Annotated in this window: 13 protein-coding genes; 3 read left to right on the top strand and 10 right to left on the bottom strand. The window is 72.0% G+C overall.

Annotation, left to right across the window (positions count from 1 at the left end):
- The 3 genes from A5714_RS03565 to ssd all read right to left on the bottom strand — a co-directional run.
- Positions 1–185, bottom strand: a 185-nt coding sequence (locus A5714_RS03565) for a hypothetical protein (protein WP_156747157.1), incomplete at its 3' end; no start/stop codon positions are given.
- Positions 186–276: 91 nt separating this feature from the next.
- On the bottom strand, positions 277–1,452 hold the full coding sequence (locus A5714_RS03560; RefSeq protein ID WP_068070459.1) for a TadA family conjugal transfer-associated ATPase: 1,176 nt from the start codon (positions 1,450–1,452) through the stop codon (positions 277–279).
- The gene (gene ssd, locus A5714_RS03555; RefSeq protein WP_068070569.1) at positions 1,449–2,513 is read right to left on the bottom strand and encodes a septum site-determining protein Ssd; all 1,065 of its coding nucleotides are present in this window, start codon (positions 2,511–2,513) and stop codon (positions 1,449–1,451) included. The genes A5714_RS03560 and ssd overlap by 4 nt, the downstream gene beginning before the upstream one ends.
- A gap of 501 nt (positions 2,514–3,014) precedes the next feature.
- Here ssd and A5714_RS03550 point away from each other — a divergent pair.
- Positions 3,015–3,872, top strand: coding sequence for an HAD-IB family hydrolase (locus A5714_RS03550; RefSeq protein WP_068070457.1), 858 nt, complete (start codon positions 3,015–3,017; stop codon positions 3,870–3,872).
- Positions 3,873–4,335: 463 nt separating this feature from the next.
- Here the strand turns inward: A5714_RS03550 and A5714_RS03545 are convergent, their stop codons facing one another.
- The 5 genes from A5714_RS03545 to A5714_RS03525 are packed head-to-tail and all read right to left on the bottom strand — an operon-like array spanning position 4,336 to position 10,144.
- Complete coding sequence (locus tag A5714_RS03545) at positions 4,336–5,091, bottom strand: oxidoreductase (RefSeq protein ID WP_369828280.1); 756 nt, start codon at positions 5,089–5,091, stop codon at positions 4,336–4,338.
- Between the two features lie 14 nt (positions 5,092–5,105).
- Positions 5,106–6,716, bottom strand: a complete 1,611-nt coding sequence (locus A5714_RS03540) for an ABC transporter ATP-binding protein (RefSeq protein WP_068282831.1) — start codon at positions 6,714–6,716, stop codon at positions 5,106–5,108.
- Positions 6,713–7,582, bottom strand: a complete 870-nt coding sequence (locus tag A5714_RS03535) for an ABC transporter permease (protein ID WP_068282825.1) — start codon at positions 7,580–7,582, stop codon at positions 6,713–6,715. The genes A5714_RS03540 and A5714_RS03535 overlap by 4 nt, the downstream gene beginning before the upstream one ends.
- Positions 7,575–8,501: an ABC transporter permease gene (locus tag A5714_RS03530; protein ID WP_068070453.1), complete on the bottom strand. Its 927-nt coding sequence runs from the start codon at positions 8,499–8,501 to the stop codon at positions 7,575–7,577. The genes A5714_RS03535 and A5714_RS03530 overlap by 8 nt, the downstream gene beginning before the upstream one ends.
- 5 nt (positions 8,502–8,506) lie before the next feature.
- Entirely contained in the window at positions 8,507–10,144 is a 1,638-nt protein-coding gene (locus A5714_RS03525; protein ID WP_197513533.1) for an ABC transporter substrate-binding protein, read from the bottom strand.
- A 49-nt stretch (positions 10,145–10,193) separates the two neighbouring features.
- Here A5714_RS03525 and A5714_RS03520 point away from each other — a divergent pair, with 49 nt between their 5' ends.
- Positions 10,194–10,997: a hypothetical protein gene (locus A5714_RS03520; RefSeq protein WP_068282821.1), complete on the top strand. Its 804-nt coding sequence runs from the start codon at positions 10,194–10,196 to the stop codon at positions 10,995–10,997.
- A gap of 10 nt (positions 10,998–11,007) precedes the next feature.
- On the opposite strand, the gene A5714_RS03515 is transcribed toward A5714_RS03520, so the two are convergent.
- Complete coding sequence (locus A5714_RS03515; protein ID WP_231975740.1) at positions 11,008–11,553, bottom strand: DUF4232 domain-containing protein; 546 nt, start codon at positions 11,551–11,553, stop codon at positions 11,008–11,010.
- A 165-nt stretch (positions 11,554–11,718) separates the two neighbouring features.
- On the opposite strand from A5714_RS03515, the gene acs reads away from it, so the two are divergent.
- Positions 11,719–13,680 carry an acetate--CoA ligase gene (acs, locus tag A5714_RS03510; protein WP_068282818.1) on the top strand — a complete coding sequence of 654 codons (1,962 nt, stop codon included), beginning with the start codon at positions 11,719–11,721 and terminating at the stop codon, positions 13,678–13,680.
- 1 nt (position 13,681) lies between these two features.
- On the opposite strand, the gene A5714_RS03505 is transcribed toward acs, so the two are convergent.
- Positions 13,682–14,335, bottom strand: a complete 654-nt coding sequence (locus tag A5714_RS03505; protein WP_068070445.1) for a peptidase — start codon at positions 14,333–14,335, stop codon at positions 13,682–13,684.
- Positions 14,336–14,508: the final 173 nt, after the last annotated feature.

The raw sequence follows: 14,508 nt of genomic DNA, 5'->3' as shown, positions 1-14,508 counted from the left end.
CGCAGCGGCGCCGCGGCGTCCGTCGTGCCGATGTCGTGCCGCCACACCGTGACCGCCTCGACCACGCCGCGGCCCCGGTGGTCACCGGCGGGCACCCGGGCGGCGGGCTGGCTCGCCGCGGCCGGCGCGTGCGCCGCCCTGGTCGTGCTGCCCGCGCCGATGGTGTGGTGCCCGCCGGTGACCACCGGGGCCGCGGCGGCGTTCCCGGTTGCAGCCGGCGCCGCGGCGACGGCCGCAGCACGACGAGCGCCAGCGCCAGGATCAGCGCGCCGGCGCTCACGCAGGCATCCTGGCGCGCAGCGCGTGTCGCAACGGCTCCGCGGCGTCCGTCGTGCCGATGTCGTGCCGCCACACCGTGACCGCCTCGACCACGCCGCGGCCCCGCTGCAGGGCGGCGATTTCGGTGAGCCGGCGCCGGCCAGAGCGGTCGCGCGACACGTGCAGCAACACCTGGACGGCCGCGGCGAGCTGGCTGTGCAGCGCCGCCCGATCCAGACCGCCCACCGCGCCCAGCGCCTCCAGCCGCGCCGGGACCTCAGCCGGGCTGTTGGCGTGCACGGTGCCCGCGCCCCCGTCGTGGCCCGTGTTGAGCGCCGCCAGCAGGTCGACCACCTCGGCGCCCCTCACCTCGCCGACCACGATGCGATCCGGGCGCATCCGCAACGCCTGCCGGACGAGTTGGCGCACGGTGACCTCACCGACGCCCTCGACGTTGGCGCACCGCGCCACCAGCTTCACCAGGTGTGGATGCCGCGGCGCCAGCTCGGCGGCCTCCTCCACGCAGACGATCCGCTCGGCGGGTGACACCGCGCCCAGCATCGCGGCCAGCAGCGTCGTCTTGCCCGCCCCGGTTCCGCCGCACACCAGGAACGCCGCCCGGGACGCGACGATGTCGGCCACCCACGCGGCCGCGGCGGGCGCGAGGGCCCCGGCGGCGGCGAGGGCGGCCAGGTCTTGGCTCGCCGGCCGCAGCACCCGCAGCGACAAGCAGGTGCCCGCGGCCGCGACCGGCGGCAGCACGGCGTGCAGCCGCACCGCCACACCCGCGGGCCCGACACCGGTCAGCTCGCCGTCGACCCACGGCTGCGCGTCGTCCAGGCGGCGCCCGGCGGCCAGCGCGAGCCGCTGCGCCAGCCGCCGCACCGCCGCCTCGTCCGGAAACCGAACGCCGCTGCGCCGCAGGCCGTTCCCGTCGTCCACCCAGACCGCGTCCGGCGCGGTGACCAGGACATCCGTGGCGCCGTGCGCGCACAGCAGGGGTTCCAGCGCACCGGCGCCCGTCAGCTCCGTCTGCAGGACGCGCAGGTTGGCCAGGACCTCGGTGTCGCCGAGGACACCGCCGGACTCGGCGCGGATCGCCGCGGCGACCGCGTGGGGCCGCAGCGCCGAGCCCGGCGCGGCGTATTCGGCCGCCAGCCGCTCGCGGACCCGTTCGATCAGCGACCCGCTCACGCCGCCGCACCGTTTCGGCGTGCCGCCGGCCGTGCGCCGCCGCCCGGCAGCACCGCGAGCACCTGGCGCGCGGCTGTCGCCAGCGCGGACCGCCGCCCCAGGGCCAGCGAGCCCCGTTCGGCCTGTTCCGGCAGCTGCGGCTGCGCCCGGATCGCCGCGAGCAGCGGCAACCCGGTGATCTCGGCGAGCTCGGACGCCCGAAGTCCGCCGGGTGACGGCCCGCGGACCACCAGGCCCAGGTTGGGGTTGATGGTCGCCACCGTGGGCGCCAACGCCCCGGTCGCCGCGCACGCCCGCACGTCGCAGCGGCTGACCACGACCACCAGGTCGGCGCCGTGCAGAGCCGTGCGAGTGGCGTCGGTGAGGCGCCGGGGCAGGTCACAGACCACGGTGACAGCGCCGCGCCGGCCGGCGTCGATGACGGCGTGCACCGGGTCGGCGTCCAGCTCGTAGCCGCGCCGGGTGCCGGACAAAAGGCTCACATTCCGGTGCCGGGGCAGGGCCTCGCGTACGGCCGACCAGTCCAGCCGGCCGCCTTGCAAGGCCAGGTCGGGCCAGCGCAGGCCCGGGACCGCCTCCGCGCCAACCAGCAATTCGATGCCGCCACCCCACGGGTCCATGTCGACCAGCAGCGCGTCCGGGGCGACCCGCGCCAACGCGACCGCGAGGGTCGAAGCGCCCGCCCCGCCGCAGCCGCCGAGGACGGCGATCGCCTGGCCGCGGGACCCGTCGTCGCGGGTGGCTTCGACGGCGCCCGCGAACGCCGCGACCAAGTCGGTCGCCTGCTCGGGCACCCGCAGCACCCGCTCGGCGCCGACCGCGACGGCGGCCGCCCACGTCGTGGCCGTCGGTTCGGCGGCGGTCAAGACGGTGACGTGCGGGCGGCGCGACAGGGCCAGCTCACCGCAGCGGCTGGCGGCCCGCTCGTCCAACACCACCGCCGGGGCCGCCGCCCACGTCCGCCGGTTGACCGCCGCCGCGTCGGCGGCGTGCACCGCTCGCGCCCCGACGGCCGCGGCCACCCGGTCCACCTCGTCGCGCAACTCGGGGTCCGCCAACACCGCCAAGACGCCCGCCGAAGCCCCGCCGCCGCCGCCCGAAGTCCCAGTCACCCGGCCACTGTGCGGCGCCGCCGGGTTGGCACACCAGTCCCAAACGCGAAATTGGGGATGAGGACGCGACTGTGGATAAAAGCGACGCGACCGGCCCGGGCGTGGCGGACGGCCCGCAACGCGCGGACCGACGGATCCGGCGGCGAAAACGAAGGACACGGGCCTCGGAGCGAGGCGAATCCGACCCTAGAAAGGGGACGACCCCCGCCAGGGGGGGAGGAGGCGAGGGTCGTCGTGCATCAGCCCCGGGGGGTCGGGCTGATGCACCCTCGGCCAGGCCGAGTAATGCTTACTATACACACGACAGTCGGCAGTAACGCAATAGATCTTTTACTGAAAAAAGACCTTGAGCCGCCAAAACTCCGCTGACCCGGCCGATCACGCGGACGTCGGCGGCGATTCGGCAGCACAAGTCGCAGCTGAACACCACCGCCGACCTATGCTGGCTCGGTGACCGTCTCCGACCCCGCCGCGCAGCCGCCGACCGCCCGGCAATTGGCGGACGACGCGGCCGCCGGCGCCCGCACCGCGGCGTTCTTCGACCTGGACAAGACGATCATCGCCAAGTCCAGCACCCTGGCGTTCAGCAAACCTTTTTTCCATCAGGGACTGTTGAATCGCCGCGCCGTGCTCAAGTCCAGCTACGCCCAGTTCATCTACCTGCTCTCCGGTGCCGATCATGACCAAATGGATCGGATGCGCGCGCACATGACCAACATGTGCACGGGCTGGGACGTCGAGCAGGTGAAGTCGATCGTCGCCGAGACCCTGCACGACATCGTCACCCCACTGGTGTTCGCCGAGGCGGCCGACCTGATCGCCGCCCACAAGCTGTGTGGCCGCGACGTCGTGGTGGTGTCGGCGTCCGGGGAGGAGATCGTCGCGCCGATCGCCCGCGCGCTCGGGGCCACGCACGCGATGGCCACCCGGATGGTCGTCGAGGACGGCCGGTATACCGGCGAGATCGCGTTCTACTGCTACGGCGAGGGCAAAGTGCAGGCGATCCGCGAGCTGGCCGCCCGCGAGGGCTACCCGCTGGAGCACTGCTACGCCTACTCCGACTCGATCACCGACCTGCCGATGCTCGAGGCCGTCGGGCATCCCAGCGTCGTCAATCCCGACCGTGGCTTGCGGCGCGAGGCGGTCGAGCGGGACTGGCCGGTGCTGTCGTTCTCCCGGCCGGTGTCGTTGCGCGACCGCATCCCGGCGCCGTCCGGCGCCGCGATCGCCACCACGGCCGCGGTGGGCATCAGCGCCCTCGCCGCGGGTGCCGTGACCTATTCGTTGTTACGGCGCTTCGCTTTCTAGGCCCGCCGGCCGCACCGCCCTCGCCACCGGCAAACGCTGCCGGGCGCGCAATGAGTGTGCAATAACGGAACTTTCACACACAGGCCCTTGCTGCGCTTGGGGTCTAGTAGTACAAAGGAACCACGGAAGCCCGGCGAGGCCAAGGTCGATCCGGAAGAGAAGGTTCGGTCTCCCGACCCGGGCGCCCAGCACGGTACTCGGTACCCACGCGGAGTCATAGCCGCGATAATGGCAGAAGTGTTGCGGGCCTGCGTAATTGCGAAATATGGACGGTGTCGGCAGCCCTTTGGGTGGGGCAGTCAGCCGGAGATGTCGCAAGATCGCCGAGGCCACCCACGCAGCCCAGAGATGCACGCTTGGTAACCGAGTTCCGTGCTAGCGGGCGGCGAACCGAATTGCTCGGGACGCCGCCCGCTTCGCATGCGCGGCGCTGTGTTCGCTCGACCCCGACGCGGGTGTCCAGCTATCGCCGGGGCAGCGAGTCGGCGATAGCCACCGCCTCCTGCGCGCCGGCTTGGGTGGCCCGGCAGCACAGCACCAGCCAAGCCCCCACGCCCTCGGCGGTGCCCTCGGCGAAGCCTTGGGCGGCGTCCCGATAGTCGGCGGGCTGGCGCATCCAGCTCACCTCCGGGACGCCCAGCCCGTGCGGATCCAGCCCGGTGGCGATGGTCACCAGCCGCGAGACCGCGCGCGCCACCACGCCGTCCGCGCTGCCGAACGGTCTGAGGGTCAGCAGTTCGCCGTGCGCGACGGCGGCCAGCACGGGCGCGGGTGCCTGAGTGCGGCCGTTCACCAGCTCGGCCAACAGCTCGAGCCGGGGGCCCACTCCCGCGTCGGCGCGCGGCCGTCCCAACCGGTCCTCGTCGACCTGATCGGCGGCGGCCAGCATGTGCAGGCGGGCCAGCGCCTGCAGCGGTGCGCGGCGCCAGATGCCGACCACGGGGCCCTCGCCGCCCTCCAGCGCCTGCGCCACCCGCAGCGCCCCGCCGAAGACGGGGTCGCTGACCTGGGCGGCCTCGGCGAGATCCTCCAGGCGCACGGGTCCGCCGTCGAGCACCGACGACGCCCGCGCCGCCCGCAGCGCCGCCTCTGCGGCCGTTACCGGCCAGCCCCGCAGGTTGGCGCGATGGCGGTGCGCCCGACCGAGCGCTTCGCGGGCGCGGTCGCTGGCCTCGGCGACACCGGGCAGGTTCATCAACGGGGCCAGCGGGTCAGCCATCACAGCTTGCCAACCTATCGTCCCGGCATCGTCGGGGGGCGCGGGATGGCCGCCAGCAACCGCCGGGTGTATTCGTGGCGGGGCGCGGCGAACAGCTCCCGGGTCGGCGCGCGCTCCACCACCCGCCCGGCGCACAGCACCATGACGTCGTCGGCGATCTGCCGGATCACCGCCAGGTCGTGGCTGATGAACAGGTACGCCAGGCCCAGGTCCCGTTGCAGGTCGGCCAGCAGCTCCAGGACTTGCGCCTGCACGAGCACGTCGAGCGCCGAGACCGCCTCGTCGAGCACCAGCACCTCGGGCCGCAGTGCCAGGGCGCGGGCGATCGCGACCCGCTGTCGTTGCCCGCCCGAGAGCTCGCGGGGCAGCCGGCCCAGCACCGTCGCCGGCAGGGCCACCTGGTCGATGAGTTCGTGGACCGATTTCTCGCGGTGCCGGCGGTCGCCGACCCGGTGAATCCGCAACGGCTCCTCGACCGCGCGGAACACCGAGTAGCGGGGATCCAGGCTGCTGTAAGGATTCTGGAACACCGGCTGCACCCGACGGCGTAGCGCCAGCTCCCGCTCCCGGGGCAGGGCCGCGGTGACGGGCTGCCCGTCGAAAGTGACCGTGCCACAGGTGGGTTGGAGGAGGCCGAGGACCATGCGGGCCAGCGTCGATTTCCCCGAACCCGACTCACCCGCCACCGCCAGCGTGCTGGCGCGGCGCAGCCCGAACGAGACGTCGTCGACCGCTCGGTGTTGCCCGCGCCGCCACGGCGCCCCGTGGGTTTCGCGGAAAACCTTGGTCAGGCCGGCGGCGACGAGGATGTCGTCCGCGGCCGGCGGGGTGGGGCGGGCCGCGGCGACGAGGGTGAGCGCCGGTGCCGCCGCCACCAGCCGCCGCGTGTATTCGTGGCGCGGGTCGCTCAGAATCGTTGCTGCCGCACCGGTTTCGACGACCACACCGCGACGCATGACGACGACGTCCTCGGCCCGCTCGGCGGCCAGGGCCAGGTCGTGGGTGATCAACAGCAACGCGGTGCCGAGCTCCTCGGTGAGGCGCTGCAGGTGGTCGAGCACTTGCCGCTGCACGGTGACGTCGAGCGCGGAGGTCGGTTCGTCGGCGATCAGCAGCCGCGGCCGGCCCGCCAAGCCGATGGCGATCAGCGCCCGCTGGCACATGCCGCCGGAGAGCTGGTGCGGGTAGCGGTGGGCCTGGCGCGCGGGGTCGGGCAGCCCCGCCTCGGCCAGCGACTGCACTGCGCGGCTGCGCGCCCGACGGCCGGCGGCGTTGACCCGCAACGCCTCCGCGACTTGGAAGCCGACCGTCCACACCGGGTTCAGGTTGGTCATCGGGTCCTGCGGGATGTAACCGATGTGGCGGCCCCGGATCGCGCGCAGCGCGCGCCGATCGGCGGCGGCGAGGTCGGCGCCGTCGAACACGATGCGCCCGGCCGTGATTCGCCCCCCGGGGGGCAGCAGGCCGAGAACCGCGGCGGCGGTGGTCGACTTGCCCGATCCGGACTCGCCGACGACCGCGACGGTCCGCCCCGCCGCGACCTCGAGGTCCACGCCCTGGACCGCGGCGTGGTCGCCGAAGCTGACACGCAGGCCCTCGACGCGCAGCAGCGGCTCGTCGCTCATGGCCGCCACGCCCTCGACGCCGGGTCCAGCGCATCGCGCAGCCCGTCGCCCAGCATCATGAAGGCCAGCACGGTGACGGCCAGCGCGCCCGCCGGATAGAACAGGATCGGGGATCCGGCCCGCAGCCGCGTCTGGGCCAGGTTGATGTCGCCGCCCCAGGACACCACCGACGTCGGCAGCCCCACGCCGAGGTAGGACAGTGTGGCCTCGGTGACGATGAAGCTGCCCAGCGCGATGGTGGCCATGGCGATCACCGGCCCCAGCGCGTTGGGCACCGCGTGGCGCAGCAGGATCTGAAATCGGCTCATCCCCAACGCCTTTGCGGCAAGCACGTAATCGCTCGCGCGGACGGCGAGCACCTCGCCGCGCGCGATGCGAGCCACCTGCGGCCAGCCAAACAGCGCCAGGATGGCGATCACGGTCCACACCGTGCGGTGGTGCAGGACCTGCATCAAGACGATGGCCGCCAACAGCAGCGGCAACGCGAATAACACATCGGTGACGCGGGAGATGACCGAGTCGAGCCAGCCGCCGTAGAACCCGGCCAGCGCGCCCAGCGCCCCGCCGACGACGAAGACGATGAGCGCCGCCCCCAGCCCCACGGTGACCGACGCGCGCGCACCGTAGATGGTGCGCGCGTACACGTCGTGGCCCTGCAGGTCGGTGCCGAACCAGTGCGCGCGCGACGCGGGCAGCAGGCTCTGGCTCGGATCGGCGTACGCCGGGTCCGCCCCGGTGAACAGGGACGGCACCGCGGCGACGGCGACGATCGCGACGATGAGCACGGCGGCGCCGACGAATTTGGGGCGCCCCCGCAGGCGCCGCCAGGTGTCGCGCCAAAAACCGGCCCGCGGCGGCTCAGCCATACCGGATCCTGGGGTCCAGCGCGGCGTAGAGCACGTCCACCGCGAGATTGGTGATCAGGTAAATCAGCACCAGCACCGTCACGATCGACACCACCGTCGGCGCCTCCTGGCGGGTCACGGCCTGGTACAGCACGCCGCCGACGCCGTGGATGTTGAAGATGCCCTCGGTCACGATAGCCCCACCCATCAGCGCCCCGAGGTCGGCGCCCAGGAAGGTGACGACGGGGATCAGCGAATTGCGCAGGATGTGCACCGTCACCACGCGGGGGCGGGACAGTCCCTTGGCGGTGGCAGTGCGCACGTAGTCGGCGTGCGCATTCGCGGCGACGGCCGACCGCGTCAACCGCACCACGTAGGCGAACGACACCGAACCCAGGACGATTCCGGGCAGCAGCAACCGCCCGAACGTCGACCGCTCCCCCACGGTCACCGGCGCGACGCCCAACCGCACCCCGAACACGAACTGCGCCAGGAACCCCAGCACGAAGATGGGGATCGCGATCACGATCAGCCCGGTGATCAACACGGTCGCATCGAACAGTCCGCCCTGGCGCAGCCCGGCGATCACCCCGAAACCGATGCCCAGGACCGCCTCGACGGTCAGCGCGATCACCGAGAGCCGCAGGGTGACCGGAAAGGCATGCGCGAGAACGTCACTGACCGGCAGGCCGGAGTAGGCGCGGCCCAGGTCCCCGTGCACCACCCCGCCGAGGTAGCGCAAATACTGCACGAGGAAGGGGTCGTCGAGGTGGTAGCGGGCACGCAGCGCCGCGGCGACGGATGGCGTGAGCGGGCGGTCACCGGCGATGGCGGCCAACGGATCCCCGGGCAGCAGGAACACCATGCCGTAGATCAGCAGGGTGGCGCCGAGGAAGACGGGCACCATGGCGGCGATCCGGCGCGCGACGTACCACCCCATGTCGGCTAGGCCTTGACGATGTTCTCGTAGTCGGGCAGCCCGTTCCAGGCGACCCGCACCGCGCTGACACCACCGGACCATCCGACCACGCTGATGTAGTTCCAGAGGGGGACGACGGGCATGTCGTGGAACAGGATTCGCTGCGCGTCGTTGGCCAGCACGGCGCCCTGGCGCAGGTCGGGGGCGGCTTCGGCCCTGGCGAGCGCCGCGTCGAACGCCGCGCTGGAGTAGCCGATGTCGTTGGATCCCGCGCCGCTGGCGAACAGCGGCGCCAAGAACTCGATCATGGACGGGTAGTCGCCCTGCCAGCCGGCGCGGAACGCGGTGTCGATGGAGCGGTTGGTGATCTGGGTCCGAAAGCCCGCGAAGGTGGGCTGCGGCGCGCCGGCCGCGTCGATGCCCAGGACGTTCTTGATGCTGTTGGCCACGGCGTCCACCCACTCCTGGTGGCCGGCGTCGGCGTTGTAGGCGATCGCGTACCGGCCGCTCCACGGCGCGATGGCGTCGGCCTGCGCCCACAGCCGGCGCGCGCGCTCGGGATCGAAGCGCAGCGCGTCGCTGCCCGGAATGTCCGGGTCGTACCCCGGCAGTGACTGAGCGGTGAAATCGCCTGCGGCATTTCGGGTGTCGGCGAAGATTTGATGGCAGATCTGCGGTCGGTTGACGGCGGACGACAGCGCGAGTCGGCGCAACCGCCCCTCCTCGCCGCCGAAATGCGGCAGCCGCAGCGGGGTGTCGAGGCTCTGGTTCATCGCCGCGGGCCCGGCGGTGACCTTGTCGCCGAGGTCGCGGCGGTAGACGGGCAGCGCGCTGGACGGCATCGTGTCCAGCACGTCGAGGTTGCCCGAGAGCAGGTCGGCGTAGGCGGTGTCGAGGTTGGCGTAGAACTCGAACCGCAAGCCCTTGTTGCGGGGCTTGCGATTGCCGTGATAGCCGGGGTTGGGCCGCAGGTCGATGCGGACGTTGTGTTCCCACGCCGGACCGTCCGCGGTGTCGGCGAGCTGGTAGGGACCGTCGCCCACCGGGTGCCGCCCGAACCCGGCCATGTCGCGAAAGGCGCTGTCCGGCAAGGGATAGAACGCGCTGTGACCCAGCCGAAGCAGGAAATCGACGGTGGGCGCCTTGAGCCGGATGGTGAACTCCCGGTCGTTGACCACGTGCAGCCCGGACATCGTGGTGGCCGACGGCGTCCCCGCGGCGGCGACGGTGTCGTAACCGTCGATAGGACTGAAAAAGCTCTGTTGCAGTTGGGCGTTGGCGCTCAGCGCCCCGTAGTTCCAGGCGTCGACGAACGAGTGCGCCGTCACCGGCGTGCCGTCGGTGAACGTCCAGCCGGGTTTCAGCACGACGCGGTAGTGGATGTTGTCGGAGCTCTCGACGGACTGGGCCACTTCCGGCGCCGGGTGGCCCGCGGCGTCGTAGGACATCAGGCCCGCGAAGAGTCGATCGAGGATGCGGCCGCCGTTGGCGTCGTTGGTGCCGGTCGGCACCAACGGGTTCGGCGGTTCGCCACCGTTGACCACCACCAGGTCCGGGCTCAGCGTGCCGCCCCCGCAGCCGGTCAGCGACGCGAGCACCATCAGCCCGGCGACCAGCGGGGCCCGCATCCGACGCATGACACCCGACCCTAGGGCCTGCGACATCGTGCGCGGTGAAGTGCCCGGCGCGCCTTCGTCGTTTTAGGATCCGGCCGTGGACGTCGCATACCTGGCCTCGACCGATTCCACCGCCGAACTCGCCGGCCGGTTGATGTTCACGATCGGCCTGCCCGCCATCGGCCTGGTGTGCCTGATCATCGGCTTGGTGGAGCGTTCCCGCAGCCGTCGACGCTCCGCTGCGCTGCCGCCGCCGTACCAGGCCGGTTACCCGTACCCGCCGGCGCCGCCCCCCGGATATCCGGGCGCATACCCCTATCCCGGTTATCCGCCGCCGCGGCCACCGGCGAGCAAGACGGCCGGCGCGCTGATCACCGTCGGCATCGTCCTGCTGGGGCTGGGCGGTTTGGACATCCTCAGCCGCGCGGCCACCGCCCTGTCCAAGCACCGGACCGCGCCCCCGACCGGCGCGGCAGCGACGACCGCCGGCCCCCAGATCGGTCAGTGCTTCAGCGAATTCGAGGTCGGCGCGGGCAAGCTCGACTCGCCCACCAGTTGCGCGGATCCCGTCGCCACCTACGAGCTGGCCGCCAAGGTGGGGCCGTCGGCGAGCTGCCCCGACGGCAAGCGGGACGGCTCGGTCTATGCGCGCCTGCGCAACGATTCCGCCACACTGTGTTTCGCGGCGAACTTCATCCAGGGCCGGTGTTACCTGCAGACCGAGGCAAGCAAGACGACGACGTGGACACCGGCCGATTGCGGCCAAGCCCAGTACCGAAAGTTCACCGTCGAACGCCGCGTCGACGGCAGCACGGACACCACGCAATGCCCGCCGGAAACCCACGACATCGCCTACCCGGTGCCCCCGCGCGTCTACTGCCTGGCGCGTTCGGACTCCTGACGGCGCCTTATCAGCCGACGGTGAGCGGGTGCACCTGCAATTCGCACGCGTCGATGGTGGCGGCCACGGTCAGCACGGCCATGGTGTCGGGCGGATTCACCTGCAGGCTCGTGTAGCTCGGGCACGGGTTGCCGGCCGCGTCCACCGCCATCCCCTCCACGACGGCCTGCCCCTGCGTGGAGAGGGACAGCAGGACGGTGGGGGGCACGTCGACGCCGTTCGGCAAGCCACCGAGGTAGCCGCGCGGCGTGGGCTTGGCCTCGATCAGCGGGCCGCCGGCGCCGGACTCCACCGACGGGTAGCCGGTGAGCGTGCACGGTTCGGCGCCGCCGGCCAGGGTGAACAACAGAGTCAGCGAGCGGTGGCCGACCGCGGCCTGGGCGGGTGAGGCGGCCACCGCGATCTGCTCCGAGCGGCACGGCACGGCCTGGTCGCCGCTCTCGAACGGCAGGGCCCAGGCGGGCGACGCCCACGCGCAGCCGGCCGCCGAAACCGTTGCGGCCGCGGCGAAGCTGAGGGTGCATCGGCGGGCGCGGCGCCCGCAAGGTCCCGCCACACCGGTGATTATGCGCCATCCGGGCGGCTGTCACGTCCGTTTGTAGGAGGCTTATCGACCTAGCCCAACCGTCCGATTCCTGCCGCATCGTCACGGGACTAGGCTCTCTAGGCGGTCCCCCCGTCGGCCCCCGACCGGCCCAGTCTCGACCCAGGAGAGAAGCCCGTGACCGCCACCGACCACGCAGGTTCGTCGTCGTATCCCCCCGCCCCGGAGTTCGTCGCACAGGCCAACGCCACGGAGGATCTCTACCGCGCGGCCGAGAAGGACCGGCTCGCCTTCTGGGCCGAGCAGGCCAACCGGCTGTCGTGGGCGACGCCGTTCACCGAGGTGCTCGACTGGTCGCAGGCGCCCTTTGCCAAGTGGTTCGCCGACGGCAAGCTCAACGTCGCCTACAACTGCGTGGACCGCCACGTCGAGGCGGGGCTCGGCGACCGCGTGGCCATCCATTGGGAGGGCGAGCCCGCGGGCGACAGCCGCAGCCTCACCTACGCCGAGCTGCAGGCCGAGGTGTCGAAGGCGGCCAACGCGCTGGCCGGGCTCGGCCTGGTCGCCGGCGACCGGGTCGCCATCTACCTGCCGTTGATCCCCGAAGCGGTAATCGCGATGCTGGCCTGCGCGCGGCTGGGCGTCATGCACAGCGTGGTGTTCGCCGGCTTCACCGCCAAGGCGCTGCAGGCCCGCATCGCCGACGCCCAGGCCAAATTGCTGATCACCAGCGACGGCCAGTTCCGCCGCGGCAAGCCGGCACCGTTGAAGAACGCGGCCGACGAGGCCGTCCAGCCCGGCCCGGACGGTGACAGCCCCGTCGAGCACGTGCTTGTGGTGCGCCGCACCGGAACCGACGTGTCGTGGAACGACGACCGCGACCTGTGGTGGCACGACGTGGTAGGCAACGCCTCCCCCGACCACACGCCCGAGCCGTTCGACGCCGAGCAGCCGCTGTTCCTGCTTTACACCTCGGGCACCACCGGCAAGCCCAAGGGCATCGTGCACACCAGCGGCGGCTACCTGACCCACGCCTCCTACACGCACTACTACGTCTTCGACATCAAGGCCGAGACCGACGTCTTCTGGTGCACCGCCGACATCGGCTGGGTCACCGGTCACACCTACGGCGTCTACGGCCCGCTGTCCAACGGCGTCACCGAGGTGCTCTACGAGGGCACGCCCGACTCCCCGAGCCAGCACCGCCACTTCGAGATCATCGAAAAGTACGGCGTCACAATCTATTACACCGCGCCGACGCTGATCCGCACGTTCATGAAGTGGGGACGGGAGATACCCGACGCCCACGACCTGTCCAGCCTGCGGCTGCTGGGCTCCGTCGGCGAACCGATCAACCCCGAGGCGTGGCGCTGGTACCGCAGGGTGATCGGCGCGGACACGCTGCCGATCGTCGACACCTGGTGGCAGACCGAGACGGGCGGCACCATGATCTCGCCGCTGCCGGGAGTCGCCGCGGCCAAACCGGGTTCGGCGATGACGCCCCTGCCGGGTGTCTCGGCCAAGATCGTCGACGACCACGGCGAGCAGCTACCCCCGGGCAACAGCAAGGGTGAGCACGCCACCGGCTACCTGGTGCTCGACCAGCCGTGGCCGTCGATGCTGCGCGGCATCTGGGGCGACCCGGACCGCTACGTCGAGACCTACTGGTCGCGGTTCGCCGAGCAAGGCTGGTATTTCGCCGGGGACAGCGCCTATTACGACGCCGACGGTGCCATCTGGGTGGTCGGCCGCATCGACGACGTGATGAACGTGTCGGGCCACCGGCTCTCCACCGCGGAGGTGGAGTCCGCCCTGGTGGGGCACGCCGCCGTGGCCGAGGCCGCCGTGGTGGGCGCGACCGACGAAACGACCGGGCAGGCGATCTGCGCGTTCGTGGTGCTGCGCGCCGAGTACCAGGTGCACGACGGCATCGTCGACGAGCTGCGCGTCGAGGTGGCGCGGGAGATCTCACCGATCGCCCGGCCCCGCGAGGTGCACGTGGTGCCCGAGCTGCCGAAGACCCGCAGCGGCAAGATCATGCGCCGGCTGCTGCGCGACATCGCCGAGAACCGGGAGCTGGGCGACACGTCGACGCTGCTGGACCCCGGCGTGTTCGACGCGATCCGGTCCGCGAAGTAGGTCAGACCGGCAGCGGCGAAAAGCCGGTGCCGGGACGGTGTTTGGCGTTGATGTCCGCCACGGCGGCGCTGAACGACATCACCACGGCCGGCGTGTGCAGCGGAATATATTTGATGACGCATGTCGGCAGGTTGTCGCTGAACGCGCCGTGAATCATGCCCACCAGCAGGTTGTTGACCGTGACGGGCGCGCCCGAGTCACCCGGCTGGCCGCAGACCTGCATCACGATGGTGCCCGGGTCCTGGCCGGGCCCCCAGGTGACGCCGCAGGAGTTGCCGGTGGTGCGGCCCTGCTTGCAGGCGATCTGGCCGAAGGCCGGATCGGGGCCGACGCCGGCGATCAGGAAGCCGTTGTAGTTGGACACCGGCGTGACCTTGGCCGGGTCGAACTTGATGACGGCGTAGTCGAGGTTGTCGTTGCCGGCCACCATGGTGCCCAGGGTCCCGGCGTTCTCGGCCCCCTCGGCGGCGACCTGAGCCCCCGGCGCGCCGCAGTGCGCGGACGTGAAGCCGATGAGGTCGCCGGCGGTGTCGTGGCCGATGGTGGTGAGGGTGCACATGGTGTCACCGTTGATGACGATGCCGGCACCGCCGCCCATCGGAACGCGGACGTCGGCGGCGGCGGCGCGGGGATGCGATCCCGCGAGCGCCACCAGCGCGGACTAGACTGGCCGGGCCGGTCAGATGTCCGGCCTACCTAAGGGGAGGTGCTGTGCGGGCTGCGCACCGGTGTTTTGCGGCTGCAATGGTGGCCGCGCGGGTGGCGCTCGCGGGGTCGCATCCCCGCGCCGCCGCCGCCGACGTCCGCGTTCCGATGGGCGGCGGTGCC

This window comes from Mycobacterium sp. E2462 (assembly GCF_001672685.1).
Lineage (GTDB): Bacteria > Actinomycetota > Actinomycetes > Mycobacteriales > Mycobacteriaceae > Mycobacterium.
This window is presented reverse-complemented; position numbering and strand designations above follow the sequence as displayed.